Raw genomic sequence first — 19,778 nt, forward strand, 5'->3', positions numbered from 1 at the left:
TTTAACTTATTTTAATAATTATTTTTTTATAAAAATCAAACAAAATCAATGTGTTGCAGTGAGCTCGTGCTGATATGCAAACCAATTGTTGGCAGAGATGTTGTCATGAAGCAACTGCCAATATTTTTTGGCAAAAAAAACGCGGCCGTTGGCCGCGTCAACTTCTGGAGATCGGCTCAATATCGAACTGATCTTCTTCTCGCACGAAAATTATAAAACGCGAGTAGTTAATTGTTGTCACAAAAACCTTGAAAAGTCTTTTTGAAATTTTGTACTGTTCCTAGAGACTGGCATCTTGCCCAAAGTGCTTAATCGTCATCTCGACGAACGTGCGCGTCTTAGCCGATATATTCCGGCGTCCCGGATAGATCAATGCAATTTCCAACGCATTGCCACCGACCTGCCAATTTGGCAAGACCTGCCCCAATTTTCCTTGGGAAAGCTCATCGACGACCATGGTTCGGGGAAGGACGGAGCCTCCAATTCCAGCCATCGCGGCCTGCTTGAGCATGAGGAGATTGTTCGCCGAATACACCGGATCAAATGAAACGCATTCTGCGGTGTTTTCTTTGGTAAAGCGAAGCGTCGGGTTTCGCGCATCCGTTTGCAGGCATAGCAGTGGGAACTTACGCAACTCCTGCGGCTCAGACGGGCTGCCGTGGCCCAGAATCAGCTGTGGAGTTGCAACGAGGATGGCGGACACTGATAGCAACGGGCGACTCACCACGCGGGTGCTATTGACCTGAGTTGGCGCCAGTATGCCGACGTCATACCCTTCTTCAATGAAGTTAACGCCTCCATCGAACAAATCAACGGCCAGATGCACTGCTGGATATCTCAGGCGATACAGGGTCAAAAGCGGTGTTAATGCTTGCAACGAGAATGTCGTGGACGACGCGACGCGCAGTTCCCCTGATGGCATACGAGAGGCATTGGAAACCCCAGCCTCCATCTCATCAAGTTGATCGAATATCTGGCGGCAGCCGCGTGCATAGAGGCGCCCTGTTTCGGTCAGAGACATGCGACGGGTGGTGCGATTGAGCAAGCGTGCACCCAGATGTTCCTCGAGTAACGCAACGTACCGGGTGACTACAGCATTTGACAGATTCAGTTTCACGGCCGCGCTTCCAAAGCTGCCGGTTTCGGCAACATTCAGAAACACTCTCATGGCTTGTAATTGATTCATTGTCTCCGCCAAATGTCGTCCAGTATTTTTTGCGACACCGCGTAAGTTGGATGTAGAAGAACGTATCTCGTCCGCCGCGTGCTGATTGTCTCGGGCTTGAGCACGTTGTGCGTCGGAATCGAGGGTAGTTCCTGCACGCTGGGGAGACGGCTTCCGCTCGGAAGATTGTGCCAATTTGCCCCGGCAAACGATGTAGATTTGTGGTGCCACGACGCTTTCGCGGCACCACAAATCGTGACAGTTCGATAGCGCTCCGTCGCGCGCGCAGACCATCGGTGGCGTACCTCATCTACCTGAGGCGCGAATTGCTTACGGCTTCGCGTAGGTAGACGGATCCGGAATCACCCGATTCTGCCCCCGCGGCTGGGCAGTCGCCCCTCCCACCTGAGGTGCACTGTTGCTCTGAACGACTGTGCCATTTCCGGCGGTGAGCGTGCGAATTGAATCGCTCGGATAGATCGTGTCCGTTTGGGTCAGCAGGCCTTTGGCCTCGGCATCTTGTAGTTCGGCACGTACCTGAGCGCGCGTCAACGATGAGGGTTGGTTGCCGGGAGGAAAACCGTAGGCGTCTTCGGCGAACGTGGGGCCGGACACGAGTACGGCAAGCGCCGCGACGGTAAGTAGGTGTGCTTTCATATTCTTCCTTTCAGGGTTGCCCAACTGGATGAGTCACGAGATGTGATTCATTGCACTCATAATTTATCCTCCTCATCCTGACTCGACGGTTACCCGAAAGTTACGTTTTTGATATGTGGTTCAAATTGAATGCCACGAATTCAACGGTTGTGCCTCATCTGGCGCCCGCCAACGTAAAACGAGGCAAGGTCACAGCCTCCCGACCGCGCGCGCAGCACTCATACGGAAAACTGCTGCGCATCTCACCGCAACCACAAATGGATCGGGAGGTACGACTTGCGCGTCGTTTCGGTAGTGATAGACTTGCGCGCAGTCCAAAATTCACAACAACATGAATACGCTTCACACGCTAATCGAGCACTGGACGTCGGACCCAACAGGTACATTCCAAACATGGTTCTTGTGGCCTGAGCGGCTCAAGAATTTCCGTTCCATCCGGCAAGGTATCCGGCAGGTCATCCGGGAAATCAACGCCGGGACGTTTTGGTAACGCGTACCGTGGTTCTTCCCTTGAGTTAGTTGTGACATCGATCGCCGAACAACGACAGATTTTTAAGGGGGCAGATCACGCGTTTCTGTGGAAGCCCAAACTTCGCATCCCCGATATCTACGAAAGTCCGGCCAATCAGCGTGCATTTGGCAAGCTGCTCGATACATGCGATTGTTGCAGCGAGCCTCAAGCGGTGTTCTCGGCGATTCGAACGCTGGACGCGCACGGCATTAAAGGGCTGGGGCCGGCTGCCGCCAATCTGCTGTACTTCATTCACCCGACACTCGTATGCCCGTTCAATACCGCTATCGTGAAAGGCTTCAACGCGGTGGCGGGCGCCAATGTCAAACTTGGGCGCTGGGACCACTACCTAGCGATGCATCAGGGCGTTCTCGAACTGAATCGCGAATACCGATCGTTACTCTCAAACGACCTCGGCGCGCTGGCTGGCTTTCTCTTTGACGTTGGCATGGCGCGTTATCCGCTACCGCCCCTTGGCGGAAGCGCTGAACCGGGCGAGGCGTGGCTTAAGGATCTGGATGCGGTGCGAGAGCAATCTTCTGCGCTTGCGCGCCAGCTCGAAGATATTCGGCAGCAGGATGTGACGCGCACTGAGGTACAGGGTTGGTTGCGTGACTTGGGCCGTGCGCTGGGCTACCAAGTCTGGATCGCGACCAATGATCGCTCGCGTCCATACGATGGCGGCAAGCTCGCGGACGGCTGCCTGGTCGAATTACCGGTATCACTGTGCATTAATGGCGCCGAAACGGTCCCACTGATTGACGTCATTTGGCTGAACGCGGACCAATCCGTCGCAGCCGCATTCGAGGTCGAACATACGACCTCCATTTATTCGGGCATCGTTCGTCTGCTGGACCTTGCCCTCGGCGCCGCCACGCCGGCGCAACGGCACTTGTACCTCGTCGCGCCGGACGCTCGGGAAAGCGACGTGCGAAGTCAGCTTGCCCGACCTGCGTTTTCCCGCGTCACCGAGCTCGACATTCAATATCTCCCCTATGAGGAGCTTAGGGAGCATCGCTCGAGTGTCGCGCGCTTCGGCTCTGGCATGAAGCCGATTGACGCCATTGCGAGAACGCTTTGACGCCGCTGGCCATTGCATCCAGGATGGGCGAGTGTCGATGCGATGCGATGCGATGCGTTGCACACGCCTACGCGGACGGCGGTCTGCCTGCTTGCACAAACCGTGGTCGGCATCATTCAGTGCATGCGGGCCGCTTTGACGGGCAGGGATGGCCCGCCACGCCGTTTCCGCCCGATCGTAGGAGAGGCGCATATGACTTCCTTGATACATGCATTTCGCCCCGGTACTTCGACACGGTCATGGCGCAACCGGATTATTGAGGGCTTTGAATGCCGAGTACCGAAACCAGCACGATGATCGCCGTGGCGGCACTGGACTCAATCAACAGACTCTTGCGCAGAGCGCCAACGGCACCTGCATAATCCCCATTTCTTATCTTTGCTTCGAGCCGAGGCGTCAAGTGATACCGATTGGCCGCCGCGAGTGCAAGCATCAATGCAAAGAAGCCCAGTTTTGTAAGCAGGAGCTGGCCATATAGCGTCGTCGTCAGTCCACTCAGCGTCGGGCCGGAAATCATGCCGTAGTTGATCAAGCCTGTGGCGACCAGTGTGAGGACGATCGCCGTCCCGACCACGGCGAATCCGGCCAAGGTCCGCTGCAGCGTTTCAAGCCGCTGACTGGGTGAGGCATCGTCCACGCGAAGAAGCAACACGAACGCCGTCAGCGCCCCGATCCATCCGCCCGCCGCCGCGAGATGGAGAATGTCGGCCGAAAGATGGATCACCCCCTTGTCGCCACTATCCATCGCTCCATGACCGCCCCACGCCAACGACGCCAGTGCAACCGCCCCACCAATCGCGGCGGCGGCGAGTCCGACGGTTGGGCGACGCAGCAGTGCGGGCGTGACGGTGAGAACGACAACCAACGCCACGAGACGGAGCACCCATGCCGTGCCGAGCGTGGTACCGGATATGATCATTCCCAACGCGTGTTGGCTCACGCTGGAATAGTCTTCCTCACCCGTCATCATCTTTGCCAGAACGATCATGCTAAGTACGGACAGCGCGATCCCAGCGGTGGCAGCACCGCCAAGAATAACGGCAAACTGCTTCGTGATCCGCGACGAACGGCGCTCGTCATGCTTTAAGGCATACAGGCCAAAAAGTGGCAGACCAAAGAGCAGCATGAGGTCCAGATAGAGCGCGAACCGAATGACGATGTTTACCCAGCTGTCCATGATGCTCACTTCACCATAAACGTAATCTTCCCGGTGATCGGGTGTGTGTCAGACGACACCGCACGCCAATCCACGCGGTAAGTTCCCGTCGTCAGCGGTTGAGCCGGGGCAATCACCATCACCTTGGGATCGTCGCCACCGGAAATCTTTGCCGCGACCTTCATTGTAGAGTGATCCGACATGCCGGGCATGCTCGTCATGACGAGATTGGCGCCCGAGAACTGTGTCATCAGATTCTCGGAAAAGTGAAGCTCGATTTTTTGCGGTGCGGGTCCTTCAGTATTGTCCTGAGGGGTCGAGGACAGCAGTTTCGGATGAGCAAATGCGGCCGAGGCGAAGATCAGGCCAGCGGCGGCGACAAGTGACTTTGAGAAAAAGCGTTGATGTGACATGGCAAACATCCTTTGTGGTTAGAAATTGAGAAACGTTAAAGCGTCCCGCCGTCAGTCAACAGAAGAACTTCGACGGTACAACGGGACATCGACGAATATCACTGGTGCGTCAGAACCAGGCACGCACGCCGGCAACGAATGACAGCTCATTACGACGCCCACCTTCCTGCTCCAGGATGCGCGCGGTGTTGCCGTATGATCTGTCCCAAGTCACACCAATGTACGGCGCCAATTGACGATCGACTTCGTATCGCAAACGCAAGCCCAGCGAGCTGTTGGCCACACCGGCTCCCTGCTCTCTTGCCGCGTCGTTTTTCCCGTACATGTTTACTTCCAGCGATGGCTGGAGGATTAAGCGATTCGTAACAAGAAAGTCATACGTGCCTTCCAGGCGTACGGCAGTTTGACCACTTTGTCCGACAAATGCGGTTGCTTGCGCTTCGAAGTTGTAGAGCGCGAGCCCTTGTATGCCAAGCGCTCCCCAAGTTTGCGAAGTTCCCGGTTTGAAGTTGTGACGAACGCCGGCCACCACGTCCCACCACGGACTGAGGGAGTGGCCCCAAAGCGCCTGAACTTCCGCGTCCCCGAGCTTGCCGCCGGCTCGCTTGCCTTCCGTGCGAAGCCAGAGGCGGTCGATGTCGCCACCGATCCATCCTGACCCATTCCAGTTCAATACGTTGCCACCCTGACTTTTTTGCCATTCCAGGTTATCGAACAGGAAGAAGTAGTTGATCTCCTTATCGCCCATGTCGTGTATATGACCGCCGGTGAAGACCGCTTTTCGATCTTCGTCCGTCAACGGTGGTACGGGCGATGGTGCGCCATTGGACGACGTCCCGATCGACTGCATGGTGGCATCGCCCATCGAGGTCGGCTGGCTTGAGACGGAAGCCTTTGCATCAGGTGCCGCTATCGCAGAAAGAGATGTTGTGGCGCACAGCATCACGGTCAGGGTAGCCGCTGCGACCTTCCCAAATTTTTGTTCTTTTAGCATGAGAATCCTCACTCCTCGACGACCACTTCACGGAACATACCGGTTTCCATGTGGAAAAGTAGATGGCAGTGATACGCCCAGCGTCCGAGCGCGTCGGCCGTTACGCGGTAACTGCGTTTGGAGCCCGGAGCGATGTCGATAGTGTGCTTGCGCACCATGAAGCGACCTTGCTCGTCTTCCAGGTCACTCCACATGCCATGAAGATGTATGGGATGGGTCATCATGGTGTCGTTCACCAGGACGAGGCGGACCCGTTCGCCATACTTGAGGCGAATCGGCTGGGAGTCGCCGAATTTGACGCCGTTGAACGACCAGACGAACTTCTCCATATGTCCGGTCAAGTGCAATTCAATGGTTCGCGTCGGGTCCCGGCCGTCAGGATCGGCGAACGTGCTGCGCAGATCGGCGTAGGTCAGCACGCGCCGGCCGTTGTTGCGCAGTCCAATACCCGGGTCATTGAGCTTCGGCGTCGGATTCATGGCCTGTCCGTCAACAAGCGGATTCCCGTTCTCGGTCGCAGGATGGGACTGCATGCTCCCCATCCCCTGCATGGAACCATGATCCATGCCGGCCATGCCACTCATTCCTTGCATCGAATCGCCGCTCATGCTCGACATGCCTTCCATGCCTTCCATGCCTTGCATGGAACCGTGATCCATGCCAGCCATGCCGCTCATCCCCTGCATCGAATCGCCGCTCATGCTCGACATGCCATCCATGCCTTGCATGGAGCCGTGATCCATGCCGGCCATGCCGCTCATCCCCTGCATCGAATCGCCGCTCATGCTCGACATGCCCGCCATGCCTTGCATGGAGTCGTGATCCATGCCGGCCATACCTCCCATGCCCATATCGTCCATCGTCACCAGTGGGCGCGGGTCGAGCGGCGGAATCTTCGCCGAAAGCCCTTCGCGCACGGCCAATGTGGCGCGTGCGAAACCCGTACGGTCCATCGACTGGGCGAAAATGGTGTAGGCCGCCTCCGAAGTGGGCTCGACGATGACGTCGTAAGTCTCGGCTACAGCAATACGAAATTCTTCGACACTGACGGGCTTGACGGGCTGCCCATCGGCCGCGACTACCGTCATTTTGAGTCCAGGGATACGGACATCAAAGTAGGTCATGGCGGAGGCGTTGATAAAGCGCAGACGAATGCGTTCACCCGGCCGAAAGATGCCTGTCCAGTTCCCGTTTGGCGCTAGGCCATTGACCAGGTATGTATACGTGTAGGCGCTGACGTCGCCAAGATCCGTCGGACTCATCCGCATCTCGGCCCACATTTTGCGATCAGCGATTGTGGCGCCCAACCCATCCTTCTTGACGTCTCGAATGAAATCTCCAAACGTCCGTTGATGGAAGTTGTAATAATTCGATTGCTTCTTGAGCTTTGCCTTGATGCGCCTGGGATCCTCGTCCGTCCAATCCGAGAGCATGACAACATAGTCCCGGTCATACTTAAACGGCTCGGGATCTTTGGGTTCAATCACCAGCGGGCCATACACCCCGGTTTGCTCCTGCATCCCCGAGTGGCTGTGGTACCAATAGGTTCCATGCTGCTTGACCTTGAAGCGATATGTGTACGTCTCACCAGGGTCAATCCCGCCAAAACTGAGGCCCGGGACGCCATCCATGTTGGTCGGCACCAGAATTCCATGCCAGTGAATCGACGTCTGGGCGGACATGCGATTCGCAACACGCAACGTCACAACGTCCCCCTCCTTCCATCGTAAGACCGGGCCTGGCAGGGTTCCGTTAATCAGTGTGGCCGTGCGCTCACTCCCCGTGATATTGATTGGGGTTTCCGCAATGGATAGGTCGAAGTCGTTACCCGTAAGCACATGAGGCTGCCCGGGGCTCGTCATGGCCCACACCTGCGGACGCCAGACGCCCAATCCGCCGACGAGTCCCGCCGCGCCGATGCCCCGAATGAAGGTTCGTCTGCTGAGATGAGATCGCATCTATCAGTATCCAGTTGATTTTGGTTGGGAGAATCACCAATCGGTGAGGTCAGCCATGTTAATGCTGCTAGCAGACTCGCTTTCGCGAGCCCGATATAGCGACGCGCACATACTTCAGAGCTTGAGCTGAAATCGCCGTCGATGCCGCGGTAGTCGGCTTTCCAACGTACTGCGGGCGATACTACCAGTGGGGCGGCGTCACTGACATTACTTCCAGATGACAATGTTGTCATGTCCATCAAGCATGGAAATGCGCCGCGTTGGCGAAGCAAGTCGATCCTGTTGCGATCCCCAATTTCGGTACGCGCCTGCAATGAAGTCCGTGCTTCGTCTCGATTGCCTCCGGACGGTCCGAAGACAGTCAATGGATATGCCTTAAATACAGAATGCAGCTCTGCCGACTTTGCACGCCCTGCATCGATTTTTTGGGCGTCGCAGTGTGCGTTGCGCCGACTGACGCGTAGGCTCGCAAGATGACTAAACGGCCTTGATCGGCAAGGCTGGGTACGCGAAAGGAGTCTCTCGAACCCCTACCGTCGACGTGACCGAAGCGATGCACGTTATTCCGGAGCCGCTCGACGGTCAGGCGCGGTGTCGCCATAGGATTCGTCGTGAGGAAATCCGGCTGGGTGCTGCACGAGATGGCGCTTGGCGCCATAGTTGAATTGAAGGATCACTCGGCGATGATGCACAAAGTCCCGACGATGGAACATCAGAATGTCAACGCCGTTTCAGTGGAGTTTGGGAAGAGTTGTGCAATTTGTTTGGCAGCTCAACGAGAGCGGCCCGTAGGTTTTCCTCTTTCGCAGCCGGGACGCCATGAAACATGAATGACCGGCACGAACGCCGTTCGCGAAAACGGAATACTCTCACAGGATTTCGCTGCCTTTTACTCCACTTTTTTACCTCAAGAATCCTGTCATGAAACCTGTTTGAATACTATTCAGCGCGCTGATCCCGTCACTTGGCCTCGCCACGGAGATAGTCGCATCGACGATGGCGGCGAACGGTGTCGCGGAAATTGCGACGAACGTGCGGCAGAGCTTCGACGAGGTCCGGAAAATCAACAAGAATGTGGGAAAACGATCACCGTCCGGCACAGGCGGGTCGTTGCCACGGACGGCGGCTGCGCGCACACTATCCACTATCGTGAACGCAAGTGAGGACGTCCATCGATACCGACGTTCTATAGCTTCGTCAGGCCTAAGGGGATGTCATGTCCTTTGGGGGGGCTATGCCAGGCCAGAGAACCCGACGAATGTTGTGATAACGATTGCAGGCATGCAAATGCGGTAATCGGCGAGGCACTCTATGAATTGACGGAGGCGCATATGATCTACAACCTCGCACGTCTGAACGCAGCACGCCGACACGCGCTATTGGCTGCACTCTTGCTCGGGGTCGCTTCAGTCCCTCCCCTGGTTGATGCGTTCGCGGCTACCCACGGTGATTCGACACTGCGGGCGCAGAGCGTATCGGCTTCGGACTTTCCCGTCATGACACATATCCACGGCCTAGCGTACAGTCGAGATGGCACACGACTTTTCATCGCGACGCACAATGGCTTGGCGGTCTATCATGCAGGACGCTGGAGCATGGCGCCGGGGGCAGCCGACGACCTCACAGCAATCGTTGCGACAGAAGGCTCTTTGTTGAGCAGCGGTTATTCGTCGACCAGCGGCAATGCTCCGAATCGCCTCGGCTTGCAGCGAAGTCGTGACAACGGGGTCACATGGAAGGCGTTGGCATTAAGCGATCAAGCGGCATTGCGTGTAATGGGGGCGAGCTACTATGCACGGGCCATTTACGTCTATAACGATTCCTCGAATGCCGTTCTGCGGAATCAAGGATTCTTTTACACGCAATCTGACGGTACGACATGGACCGTTGCGACCGCACGGGGAGTCGATATTGCGTCTGCTGCGCACAGCCTTGCCGTGCATCCCACGCAACCTGGCGTCGTTGCCGCCAGCACCGATACTGGACTGCTCATCTCCGAGGATTTTGCCCAACATTTTCAGCACGTGTATGGCAAGGATTTTGCACTTGCCGCGTGGTTTGATTTTGATGGGATCCACATTTGGCTAAGCCAGTACTTGACAAGATCAAGGTTGACGCGCCTGCGCTGGAAGGATGGTAAGGACGCAAACGACGTTGCGCTACCTATGTCAGATGAGGACGGTATCGCGTTCATTTGCCAGAACCCGGTCGATTTCCGTCAAATTGTCATTGCGACTTTCAAACGTGACGTGTATCTCTCGGATGACCAGGGAGGTACATGGCGTCGGATCGTGGATAGAGGTCAGGCGACGTAAGGCGGGGGCGGATTCGGATACCGTACGCGCGTCCGAGCATTCGAGCCTTTCCTGTCGCTGCCAGAGCATCCCAAGGAAAGGTCATATTGTTAAAGTGCTCCGGTGCCGGCCGCGCAACCCGGAAATACTCCCGATCCCAATTTCGGATCAAGGGGGAAGAACTATGATGCGAACGATTGTGTGAGGGACTGGATAACCGATCAAATTGTTCAATGGATCGGCGATCAATGGCCATTTGGTTATCGCATTCGAAAGAATCGCTAACCGTGTGCCTTCAGCTGAGCTACGCGCCGAGGTGCCATCCAGTACTCGGCGAGCCCGACGCCCATATCCTCGGTCTCGACGTCGATTTCGTCGACGGCCACAACGGGTGATCACTTGCATGTACCGTCGGACCTCGATGTGCAAGACGTTGATCAGCAGGTGAATCGTCGACCGGAAGTCGAAAATCTCGACTTGTGGCGCGATTATGAAGGACGCACAAGACCGGCACCGGCCCACTCGCGCCAAGTGGCGGACGCGATGAAGTGATGGAGCAACCACGACGCGATGACGATTGCCACGATCGCGTAGGGCCATAGCGAGCGGAGCGCGCCGCCAGCGCGGCAGCCAATCGTCGCAGCATCCGCTCGCGCCAATGCATCATTTCGAAGGTTGGATCGCTGTCACGGTCTGGGCGTCGCCCGTCGACACCAGGGTGAAGTTGACCTTCTGGCCAACCGAAACGCCACTCAGCAGTTTGGCATTGGCCACCTTGAAGCCCATGGTCATGGGCCCCCAGCCCAATGCATTGATCGGCCCATGGGCCAGCGTCACGCTGCCAGCTTGCTTGTCGACAGCCTTGACCACGCCGGTGCCCGTTGCGGTGACCGCAGCAGACTTGTCTGTCTTCATGCCCCCCATCTGGCTCATGCCACTCATGGGTTTCATATCGGCCGCGCCGGCGGCCACGGCCGGCAGGGAGGCACCGAGGGCGACACAGGTGAGCATTGCGCTGATCATTTTGAACATAACAAACTCCTTTGACACATAGTGAGAAAAACACCCTTTCGGGCAAGGGAACTACGTCCGGCGATGATTCCGGCCACGCATGAGCCGGAAGGCCGCCGGGATCACGAACATTGACAGGAGCGGCGCGGTGATCATGCCGCCCACCATGGGCGCCGCGATCCGGCTCATGACCTCCGAGCCGGTGCCGCTGCCCAACAGAATCGGGATCAGGCCGGCGAGAATGACGGCGACCGTCATCGCCTTGGGGCGCACCCGCAAGACCGCCCCCTCGCGGATGGCGTCGTCCAGGCTCTCTGCAGTCAACGTGACGCCCAATGCTTGCCTTGCCGCGATGGCCTGCTTCAAATACAGCAGCATGACCACGCCAAACTCGGCGGAGACGCCCGAGAGCGCGATGAAGCCGATGCCGGTGGCCACCGACATGTTGTAGCCGAGCAGATAGAGAACCCAGATGCCGCCCACTAGGGCGAAGGGCAGCGTCGTCATGATCAGGGCAGCCTCGTCAAAGCGACTGAAGGTCATGAAGAGCAGCACAAAGATGATCACCAGCGTCGCGGGCACGACCAGCTTGAGGCGTGCGGCGGCGCGCTCCAGGTATTCGAACTGACCGGAATAGGCAATGCTCATGCCGGGTTCGAGCTTGACCTCCCGCGCCACTGTTGCGCGCAAGTCGCCCGCGACCGACGCCAGATCCCGGCCGCGCACATCGACGTAGACCCAGCCCGAGAGCCGGGCGTTTTCCGTCTTGATCATCGGCGGGCCATCGCTGACATCGATCTTGGCAACTGTCCCCAGCGTAATCTGTTGACCGGCGTCGGTGAGGATCGGCAGATTGCGCAGTCCCTCGAGCGAATCGCGAATCTCGCGCGGATAGCGCACGTTGATCGGATAGCGCGCGAGCCCCTCCACGGTTTGCCCGACGTTCTCCCCGCCGATGGCCGAGGACACAATTGCCTGCACGTCGGCCACGTTCAGGCCGTAGCGCGCCGCGGCCGCGCGGTCGATGTTGACGTCGACATACCGCCCGCCCGTCAAGCGCTCCGCCAGCGCGGAGCTCACACCCGACACCGTTTTCGCAGCCCGCTCGACGTCTTGCGCGACGCGATCTATCTCGGCCAGGTTCGTCCCGGAGATCTTCACGCCAATCGGACTTTTGATGCCGGTGGCCAGCATGTCGATGCGATTGCGGATCGGTGGCACCCAGATATTGGACAGGCCAGGGATCTTCACGACCCGGTCGAGTTCATCGACCAGCTTGGCCGGCGTCATGCCAGGGCGCCACTGATCGCGTGGCTTGAACTGGATGGTGGTCTCGAACATTTCCATGGGCGCCGGGTCCGTCGCACTCTCCGCACGCCCCGCCTTGCCGAACACACTCTGGACTTCGGGCACCGTCTTGATCAGACGATCGGTCTGCTGCAGCAACTCCGCCGCCTTTGCCGCAGATAGCCCCGGCAGTGCCGAGGGCATGTACAATAAATCGCCCTCATCGAGCGGCGGCATGAACTCGCCGCCCAGGCGGCTGATCGGCCACGCGGTGGTCAAGAGCGCCAGCATAGCGATCACCAAGGTGAGTTTCGGCCGCACCAGCACCCAGTCGAGGAGCGGGCGATACATACGGATGAGCGCACGATTGAGCGGGTTTCGCGTTTCGTCCGGGATGCGCCCCCGTATCCAGTAGCCCATCAGAATCGGGATCAGTGTGATCGAAAGCAGCGCAGCGCCTGCCATCGCGTAGGTCTTCGTGAAGGCGAGCGGGCCGAACAAGCGCCCCTCCTGCGACTCGAGTGTGAACACCGGAATGAACGACAAGGTGATGATGAGCAGGCTGAAGAACAGCGCCGGCCCGACTTCTGCGGCCGCTTCGCCGATCACGGTCCAATGCGCGCTGCCTTTGAGGGACTCGCCGGGATGCTCGTGCGTCCACATCTCAATCTTCTTATGCGCGTTCTCGATCATCACCACCGCCGCATCGACCATCGCACCGATCGCAATGGCGATGCCGCCAAGCGACATGATGTTGGCGTTAATGCCCTGATAGCGCATGACGATGAACGCGATCAGCACGCCAAGGGGCAGTGAAATGATCGCCACCAGAGCCGAGCGCAAATGCCACAGGAACACCGCACAAACCAGTGCCACGACGATGAACTCTTCAATCAGCTTGTGCTTGAGGTTGTCGATCGAGCGGTCGATCAGCTTGCTGCGGTCGTAGGTCGGCACGATCTCGACCCCGGCAGGCAGGCTTTTTTGCAGCTCGGCGAGCTTGTCCTTGACCGCGGCGATGGTTTCGCGAGCGTTCTTGCCCGAGCGCAGGATGATCACGCCGCCGGCGGTTTCTCCTTGCCCGTTTAATTCGGCGATGCCACGCCGCATTTCGGGGCCAACCTGAATGGTAGCTACATCGCCAAGCTTGACCGGAACTCCGGTGGCCGAGACGTTCAGCGGAATGTTGCGGAAATCGTCGAGCGATTTCAGATAGCCGGTCGCGCGCACCATGTATTCGGTCTCCGCCAGCTCGAGCACCGAACCCCCGGTTTCCTGATTGGCCTTCTGGATGGCATCGATGACCTTTGCCTGAGGGATATGGTAGGCGGCCAGTTTCATGGGGTCGAGCACGACCTGGTATTGCTTGACCATGCCACCAATGGAGGCAACTTCGGCGACGTTGGGCAGGCTTTTCAACTCAAAGCGCAAAAACCAGTCCTGCAGGCTGCGCAGTTGGGCGAGGTCGTGCTGGCCCGTTTTGTCGATCAATGCGTACTCGTAGATCCAGCCCACGCCAGTCGCATCCGGTCCCAATGCGGTCTTGGCCGTGACGGGCAGGCGGCCTTGCACCTGGTTCAGGTACTCAAGCACGCGCGAGCGCGCCCAATACAGGTCCGTGCCGTCCTCGAACAGGACGTAGACGAACGAATCGCCAAAGAAGGAATAGCCGCGTACCGTTTTCGCACCGGGCACCGACAGCATTGTCGTCGACAGCGGATAGGTCACCTGGTTTTCGACGATCTGTGGGGCTTGGCCCGGATAGCTGGTACGAATGATGACCTGCACGTCCGACAGGTCCGGCAGTGCGTCGACCGGTGTGGTCTTGACCGCCCACACGCCCGCGGCAGCAACAAAGAGCGTCGCCATCAGAACCAGGAAGCGATTGACGATCGACCAGTGGATCAGCCTCGCGATCATGAGCCGGCTCCTGTCTTCTCCAACTGCTTGACGACGAACTCATCGCCGCTGGGGACGAAGCCGAAATGCACGGTATCGCCCGCTTTGATGCCGGTCGCCATGGACGGGTCGGACAGCTTGAACGTCATCGTCATCGGCCCCCAGCCGAGCGACTTGACCGGGCCGTGCGAGACCGTGATTTGCCCGTGTTCGAGTTTTTCCACCTTGCCGGTGGCTTCGTTGAGCGCGGCGGGGGCGCTCGCGCCACTTGCCGGCTGGACCGTGGCCTGGGCGGGGGCGCCCGCGAGGCGGGTGAGGACACCCTGCAGGCTGGCCTCAGAGTCGATCAGGAACTGGCCGGAGACGACGACGCTCTGTCCTTCCGACAGACCCTCGAGAATCGCCGTCTTGCCGGCACCTTCTTGCCCGACTTTGACCTCTACCGGCGCGTAGCGGCCGCCGTCCTGCGCGACGATCACGACGTTGCGCACGCCCGTGCGAATCACCGCCTCGGTTGGAATGGTGAGAACCGGCTTAGCCGCGCCATTCTGCACGCGGACCTGCGCGAACATGCCGGGCTTCAGGCGCCCGTCGCGATTAGGCAACTCGACCCGCACCTTGAGGGTCCGGCTGGCCGAATCGGTTTCAGGCAATACGGCGATGACTTTGCCCTTGAAGGTTTCGCCAGGATACGCCGCCAGACGGGCTTCCACCAGGCGGCCAACGGCGACCAATCCACCCTGGGATTCCGGCACGGCCGCTTCGAGCCAGACGGTGGCCAATCCGTTGATTTTCGCGAGTGTCATGCCGGCGGCAATGCTCATGCCTTGACGCACGTCGAGCGACTGGATAACCCCGGCGATGGGCGAGGTCATCGTGAACGTCGATTGCGACACACCCGTACGCTCGACCCGGGCGATGAGCCCGGCGGGCATGCCGAGCAGCATGAGCCTTTCGCGCGCGGCGTCGACCAGGCCCTTGTCACCGGTGCGGAGCACCGCGAGGAACTCGGCCTGTGCACCGCCCCATTCAGGCACCAGCAAGTCCGCAAGCGGTGCGCCTTGCGCGATCACGTCCCCGGGCGCCCTGGCGTAGACGCGTTGCACAAAGCCGCCACTGCGCGCTTGCACCACCGCCACGTCCCGGCCATTGAAGACCACGTTGGCCACCGCATCGATCGGTGCGTCAAACGTGCCTTGCTCGACCCGGGCCAGACGGATGCCCAGATTTTGCGCCACGCCCGAATCGATCTGAACGCCCGCGGCATCGCCGCCTTCACCTGCGTACTTCGGCGTCAGTTGCATGTCCATGAAGGGCGATTTGCCGGGCTTGTCGAAGTGCTGGTTCGGCACCATCGGGTCGTACCAATAGAGCACTTTCCGATTGGCGTCGCCTTGAGTGGGCACGCCATTGGCGGCGGCCGCGGGCGCACTCCCCGTAGCGCTGCCCGCATGACGCAGCGCGTACCAGTATCCTGCGCCGGCGCTGGCGGCGGCTACCAAGACAATCAATGCACCAAGTGTTATGTGACGTGGCTTCATTGTTCGTCCCCGCCATACGTGAAGTAAAGTTTGGCCGCGATCTGCGCGCGCTGGTTTTCCAGATCGATTGCCTTCATGCGCCGCTCGATCAGATCGCGCCGGGCAGCGAGTACCGTGCCCATGTCGGTCCTGCCGCTGCGATAGCCGGCCGTAAGGAGGTCGACCTTTTGGCGTGCGAGCGGTAGCCACGTCTGGTTGACGCGATCCAGTTGGCGGGTGAGTGACGTGTATTCGGCCAGGCCGTTATCGAGCTCATTGAGGTGATCGCGCAACATGGCGTCGCGCTCCGCGTCGGCCCGCTCCAGATCGGCCGCCTTGGAGGCGATCATCGGGTCTTGCCGGCTCTTCGAGAAAATCGGCAAGCCGATCGTGAACTGGACCGAAACCATGTTGCCAAACTGCGGGCCGCGACGCTGGTAGGCCAGCTCGACGCCCCAGTCGGGCTTTTTTTCCGCCTGCGCTTCATGCAACTCGGCCCGGGCTTCGCCTGACTTTGCGGCAAACAGTTCCACTTCCGGGTGATGATGCAGATGCGCCCGATAGCGTTCTGGATCGACCGCCAACGCCGGCGCGTCGCCGGGCAAGGGATCATCCGCGTCAGCGCCCACGTAACGACGCAATGAAGCGATTGCCATGGCGATATCGCGTGTCAGGCCGTCACGACGATCCGCGAGGTCGGCCTGTTCCTGCTCGGCCATCACGGCGTCGGCCGGTTGGCCTTTGCCGGAGGCGACCTGAGCCCGCACGGTGTCGGCCAGCAGGCGATTCTCCTGGTCGAGCTGGTCGAACAGCGCCAGCTTTTTTTCCAGGTAGTAGCGATCGAGCCAAGCGAGCGCGGTGCCTCGGCGCACTTCAAGCAGCGAGACCTGCTGCTGCTTCTGGGCCAGCACCGAACGGGCATCGGCCACTTCGACGCGCGCGCGACGCTTGTCGCCATTGGGCACCTCTTGCATGATGCCGATCTTCTGCATGGTCATGAAGTCGCGCTCCAGTGCCCAGCGGGTATCTCCGGAAACAGGGTAGTTCTCGACGCCTGCGATCAGCTTTGGATCCGGTAAAGCGCCCGCCGGAATCGCCGCAGACTGGGCCGATCGGAGGTTGGCGGCACTGGCCGTCAGCGCCGGGGATTGTTGTTCGGCGACCTTGAGCGCGTCGCTAAAGGTCAAGGGCGCGGCCTGGACGAGGCCGGCCACCCCTGCCAAACACAAGGGCAAGGGGATGAGCATCCAACGCGTGAACATGTTATTGACTCCGTGACGAGACAACGTGCGCGTGCGCACAGCCTGCGACCGCCGAGCGCACGCTCAGCGGATCATACTGTCAGGAAATCAAAGCGAAGTGGGAGGTCGCCACAGTCCTTCGGGGACGTGGGAAAGCAGTGCTCGCGTGGGCACTGGCGTAACCCGCTGCGCAGCGGGCAATGGATGGAACAGCTTGACCGGGCTGGTCGGATGATAGGCAGCGCCAATCTTGCAGTCCTGACCAAGCTTGCAGAGCGTGCCGGCCTTGAGTTTGCCGGGCTGGGCCACTTTGGTAGCGGTTTCGTCACAATGGCCGACCGGCATCGCCATCTCCGTCATGCTCGCGTCTGCCGCCTGCTGCATCTGGAACTCACCCATATAGCCCGCAGATGCCAGCCCGACCGTGGGCAGCGCTAGCGACAGCACGATAAGCAGAAGCAGGCGGATGATTCGCATGGCAAGTAGTATAAATCATTGTGCGCGACAATACGCTCCTAGAAAACCCAAGGCGAGAGTCAGGTGTGGCGTCAGTCGCTGCCTTGCCGGCGACCGACCGCGCAGGGCTGCCAAAGGTCGCAGTTGCTCCAGGATTGCGCACATGACTTTGGTATAGTCCTCCAGTTCCTCGAGCCGGTCGTCGATTCGCTCGGCCAGCATAGCGTCGGTCGTCGATGCGGGACGGGGGGAGCCATTGAGAACCGTACTGGCGTCAGCGAACGGGCCGCAGGCGGTTTGCGCATCGAAAGCTCGACTCAGTAAGCCGCGAAGCAACTCAAACATCGATCGAAACGCTTATGGAGGCCACCATGCAAACCTTTTTCATTCTCAATGATGCCGCCTACGGGAGCGAACACAGCTAAAATGCTCTGCGTCTCGCCAAAGCGCTGGTCAAGCGTGAAAGTGGGACGGTCCGACTGTTCCTGATGGGAGGCGCAGTGGTCTGTGCTAAGTCAGGCCAGCATGTTCCCGAGGACTATTAGAACGCGGGAGATATGCTGTGCACGGTCGGGGGCGGCGGCGGTCTGTACGGCACTTGTCTCGACGCTCGAGGAATTAGCGTCTATGAACTTATCAAGGGAACTCGCCGCAGCACCTTGAGCTAAATGACTGCCTGGACAGCTGAGGCAGACAAGGTACTGGTGTTCTGACGGAGGCGCTGACGATGTTCTCCACGCAATTCCCCAGCAAGGAATCGGCCCTTTTCCCACTCTTTCGGTTGTGGGGGGCTGGGCAAGCGACGCGGCGAAGGGCCGTGGTTTTTCGTGGGCGTCGACAAGCTGCGCTTCAACCTCAGCTTGGAGATCTGCCCCATGCACACATCTGACATTCGTCTCGGATTGCGCGAGAACTTGGGCCAGTTCTCGCTGCTCGTGCTGGTGAATGCCTTTGTCGGGGCGATGGTCGGACTTGAGCGCAGCATTTTGCCGGCCATCGCCGCGTACGAATTTCACGTCGCGGCGCGGGCAGCAATTCTCTCCTTCATCGTTGTCTTCGGCATCGCCAAGGCGCTGACCAACTACTTTGCAGGACGACTGTCCGATCGGTACGGCCGCAAGCATATACTGGTCGCCGGGTGGCTGGTGGCCGTGCCGGTGCCTTTCGTCCTGATGTGGGCACCCGATTGGAACTGGATCGTCGCTGCCAATGTCTTGCTAGGCGTCAGTCAGGGCCTTACCTGGTCCACCACGGTCATAATGAAGATCGACCTAGTTGGCCCCAAGCAACGCGGCCTGGCGATGGGCCTCAACGAATTTTCCGGCTATTTCGCCGTGGCGGGCAGCGCGCTCGCCACCGGCTGGCTGGCCGCCCGCTACGGGCTGCGCCCGGAACCGTTCTACCTGGGTGTCGTCTACGTTGCCTCGGGTTTGACACTCTCGGCTATGGCGGTTGGCGAAACCCGGCACTACGTTGCACACGAAGTGCAGGCGCACCACACCGAACATGAAGATGCGCTGCCCACCCAAGGCGAAATCTTCCGTCGCGCCTCGCTCACCGACCGCAATCTGTCGAGCATCAGCCAGGCGGGGTTGGTGAATAACCTCAACGATGGCATGGCGTGGGGTCTATTTCCGCTGGTCTTCGCTACCGCAGGCATGTCGCTTGCTCAGGTCGGCACGCTTGCAGCGATATACCCTGCCGTGTGGGGTATGACGCAGATTTTCACGGGAGCCCTGTCCGACCACATTGGCCGCAAGCAGTTGATCGCTTGGGGGATGTGGACGCAGGCGGCAGGCATTGCAATCACGGCATCAAGCAACGGCTTCCTGGGCTTCGGTGTGGGCGGCGTACTCTTGGGCGTCGGCACTGCGATGGTCTATCCGACGTTGCTGGCCGCCATTGGTGACGTGGCGCATCCTGCTTGGCGGGCCTCGGCCGTGGGTGTGTATCGGCTGTGGCGCGACCTGGGCTATGCAGTCGGTGCACTCCTGGCTGGTGTCACAGCCGACTTCTTCGGTTTGGCGGCTGCAGTGTGGCTGATCGCCGGACTCACCTTCTTGTCCGGCGTGATCGTCGTCGCGCGGATGAAAGAAACCCTGGTCAAGAGTGCCTCGTGAGCAACACACGGGCGA

General features: G+C 59.2%; 15 protein-coding genes and 1 pseudogene. 5 read left to right on the plus strand and 11 right to left on the minus strand.

Annotation, left to right across the window (positions count from 1 at the left end; all coding sequences use genetic code 11):
• Nucleotides 1-280: 280 nt before the first annotated feature.
• Both PEP31012_RS22510 and PEP31012_RS22515 read right to left on the minus strand, forming a co-directional pair.
• Nucleotides 281-1,186: a LysR family transcriptional regulator gene (locus tag PEP31012_RS22510; protein WP_174978363.1), complete on the minus strand. Its 906-nt coding sequence runs from the start codon at nt 1,184-1,186 to the stop codon at nt 281-283.
• Nucleotides 1,187-1,495: 309 nt separating this feature from the next.
• A complete protein-coding gene (locus tag PEP31012_RS22515; RefSeq protein WP_094068948.1) occupies nt 1,496-1,822 on the minus strand; it encodes a DUF4148 domain-containing protein in 327 nt (108 codons plus the stop codon).
• A gap of 331 nt (nt 1,823-2,153) precedes the next feature.
• Here PEP31012_RS22515 and PEP31012_RS22520 point away from each other — a divergent pair.
• Nucleotides 2,154-3,414, plus strand: a pseudogene (locus PEP31012_RS22520) (type II restriction endonuclease).
• A gap of 253 nt (nt 3,415-3,667) precedes the next feature.
• Here the strand turns inward: PEP31012_RS22520 and copD are convergent.
• From copD to PEP31012_RS22540, 4 genes are all read right to left on the minus strand, one after another.
• The gene (gene copD, locus PEP31012_RS22525) at nt 3,668-4,591 is read right to left on the minus strand and encodes a copper homeostasis membrane protein CopD (RefSeq protein WP_094068949.1); all 924 of its coding nucleotides are present in this window, start codon (nt 4,589-4,591) and stop codon (nt 3,668-3,670) included.
• A 5-nt stretch (nt 4,592-4,596) separates the two neighbouring features.
• A complete protein-coding gene (gene copC / locus PEP31012_RS22530) occupies nt 4,597-4,983 on the minus strand; it encodes a copper homeostasis periplasmic binding protein CopC (RefSeq protein WP_094068950.1) in 387 nt (128 codons plus the stop codon).
• Between the two features lie 109 nt (nt 4,984-5,092).
• On the minus strand, nt 5,093-5,977 hold the full coding sequence (locus PEP31012_RS22535) for a copper resistance protein B (RefSeq protein WP_094068951.1): 885 nt from the start codon (nt 5,975-5,977) through the stop codon (nt 5,093-5,095).
• An 8-nt stretch (nt 5,978-5,985) separates the two neighbouring features.
• Nucleotides 5,986-7,935: a copper resistance system multicopper oxidase gene (locus PEP31012_RS22540; protein ID WP_094068952.1), complete on the minus strand. Its 1,950-nt coding sequence runs from the start codon at nt 7,933-7,935 to the stop codon at nt 5,986-5,988.
• A gap of 611 nt (nt 7,936-8,546) precedes the next feature.
• Between PEP31012_RS22540 and PEP31012_RS22545 the strand changes: the two genes are divergently transcribed.
• The 3 genes from PEP31012_RS22545 (at nt 8,547) to PEP31012_RS22555 (ending at nt 10,250) form a co-directional block, all read left to right on the plus strand.
• Nucleotides 8,547-8,765 carry a cupredoxin domain-containing protein gene (locus tag PEP31012_RS22545; RefSeq protein WP_150591461.1) on the plus strand — a complete coding sequence of 73 codons (219 nt, stop codon included), beginning with the start codon at nt 8,547-8,549 and terminating at the stop codon, nt 8,763-8,765.
• Nucleotides 8,766-9,098, plus strand: coding sequence for a hypothetical protein (locus PEP31012_RS22550; RefSeq protein WP_124988667.1), 333 nt, complete (start codon nt 8,766-8,768; stop codon nt 9,096-9,098). It begins immediately after the preceding gene.
• A gap of 168 nt (nt 9,099-9,266) precedes the next feature.
• On the plus strand, nt 9,267-10,250 hold the full coding sequence (locus tag PEP31012_RS22555; protein WP_094068953.1) for a F510_1955 family glycosylhydrolase: 984 nt from the start codon (nt 9,267-9,269) through the stop codon (nt 10,248-10,250).
• A gap of 642 nt (nt 10,251-10,892) precedes the next feature.
• Here the strand turns inward: PEP31012_RS22555 and PEP31012_RS22560 are convergent.
• The 5 genes from PEP31012_RS22560 to PEP31012_RS22580 are packed head-to-tail and all read right to left on the minus strand — an operon-like array spanning nt 10,893 to nt 17,664.
• Nucleotides 10,893-11,261 carry a copper-binding protein gene (locus PEP31012_RS22560; protein ID WP_174975360.1) on the minus strand — a complete coding sequence of 123 codons (369 nt, stop codon included), beginning with the start codon at nt 11,259-11,261 and terminating at the stop codon, nt 10,893-10,895.
• Between the two features lie 51 nt (nt 11,262-11,312).
• The gene (locus tag PEP31012_RS22565) at nt 11,313-14,447 is read right to left on the minus strand and encodes an efflux RND transporter permease subunit (RefSeq protein ID WP_017234509.1); all 3,135 of its coding nucleotides are present in this window, start codon (nt 14,445-14,447) and stop codon (nt 11,313-11,315) included.
• Nucleotides 14,444-15,928 (minus strand): efflux RND transporter periplasmic adaptor subunit, encoded by a 1,485-nt coding sequence (locus PEP31012_RS22570; RefSeq protein WP_246171432.1) that lies wholly within the window; start codon nt 15,926-15,928, stop codon nt 14,444-14,446. Before PEP31012_RS22570 ends, PEP31012_RS22565 begins: the two co-directional genes overlap by 4 nt.
• A gap of 35 nt (nt 15,929-15,963) precedes the next feature.
• Nucleotides 15,964-17,247, minus strand: a complete 1,284-nt coding sequence (locus PEP31012_RS22575; RefSeq protein WP_244946225.1) for a TolC family protein — start codon at nt 17,245-17,247, stop codon at nt 15,964-15,966.
• 48 nt (nt 17,248-17,295) lie between these two features.
• A complete protein-coding gene (locus tag PEP31012_RS22580; RefSeq protein WP_017234506.1) occupies nt 17,296-17,664 on the minus strand; it encodes a hypothetical protein in 369 nt (122 codons plus the stop codon).
• Between the two features lie 854 nt (nt 17,665-18,518).
• On the opposite strand from PEP31012_RS22580, the gene PEP31012_RS22590 reads away from it, so the two are divergent.
• Nucleotides 18,519-19,763 (plus strand): MFS transporter, encoded by a 1,245-nt coding sequence (locus PEP31012_RS22590; RefSeq protein WP_094069189.1) that lies wholly within the window; start codon nt 18,519-18,521, stop codon nt 19,761-19,763.
• Nucleotides 19,764-19,778 lie beyond the last annotated feature (15 nt).

It is taken from the genome of Pandoraea eparura, assembly GCF_902459725.1.
Taxonomy (GTDB): Bacteria; Pseudomonadota; Gammaproteobacteria; order Burkholderiales; family Burkholderiaceae; genus Pandoraea; species Pandoraea eparura.

What these genes read in the sequence shown, in the direction of transcription:
- copC (WP_094068950.1), bottom strand. Translation starts at nt 4,983, where the DNA reads ATGTCACATCAACGCTTTTTCTCAAAGTCACTTGTCGCCGCCGCTGGC.
- PEP31012_RS22565 (WP_017234509.1), bottom strand. Translation starts at nt 14,447, where the DNA reads ATGATCGCGAGGCTGATCCACTGGTCGATCGTCAATCGCTTCCTGGTT.
- PEP31012_RS22590 (WP_094069189.1), top strand. Translation starts at nt 18,519, where the DNA reads ATGCACACATCTGACATTCGTCTCGGATTGCGCGAGAACTTGGGCCAG.
- PEP31012_RS22540 (WP_094068952.1), bottom strand. Translation starts at nt 7,935, where the DNA reads ATGCGATCTCATCTCAGCAGACGAACCTTCATTCGGGGCATCGGCGCG.
- PEP31012_RS22580 (WP_017234506.1), bottom strand. Translation starts at nt 17,664, where the DNA reads ATGCGAATCATCCGCCTGCTTCTGCTTATCGTGCTGTCGCTAGCGCTG.
- PEP31012_RS22560 (WP_174975360.1), bottom strand. Translation starts at nt 11,261, where the DNA reads ATGTTCAAAATGATCAGCGCAATGCTCACCTGTGTCGCCCTCGGTGCC.
- PEP31012_RS22555 (WP_094068953.1), top strand. Translation starts at nt 9,267, where the DNA reads ATGATCTACAACCTCGCACGTCTGAACGCAGCACGCCGACACGCGCTA.
- PEP31012_RS22510 (WP_174978363.1), bottom strand. Translation starts at nt 1,186, where the DNA reads ATGAATCAATTACAAGCCATGAGAGTGTTTCTGAATGTTGCCGAAACC.
- PEP31012_RS22535 (WP_094068951.1), bottom strand. Translation starts at nt 5,977, where the DNA reads ATGCTAAAAGAACAAAAATTTGGGAAGGTCGCAGCGGCTACCCTGACC.
- PEP31012_RS22550 (WP_124988667.1), top strand. Translation starts at nt 8,766, where the DNA reads ATGACCGGCACGAACGCCGTTCGCGAAAACGGAATACTCTCACAGGAT.
- copD (WP_094068949.1), bottom strand. Translation starts at nt 4,591, where the DNA reads ATGGACAGCTGGGTAAACATCGTCATTCGGTTCGCGCTCTATCTGGAC.
- PEP31012_RS22515 (WP_094068948.1), bottom strand. Translation starts at nt 1,822, where the DNA reads ATGAAAGCACACCTACTTACCGTCGCGGCGCTTGCCGTACTCGTGTCC.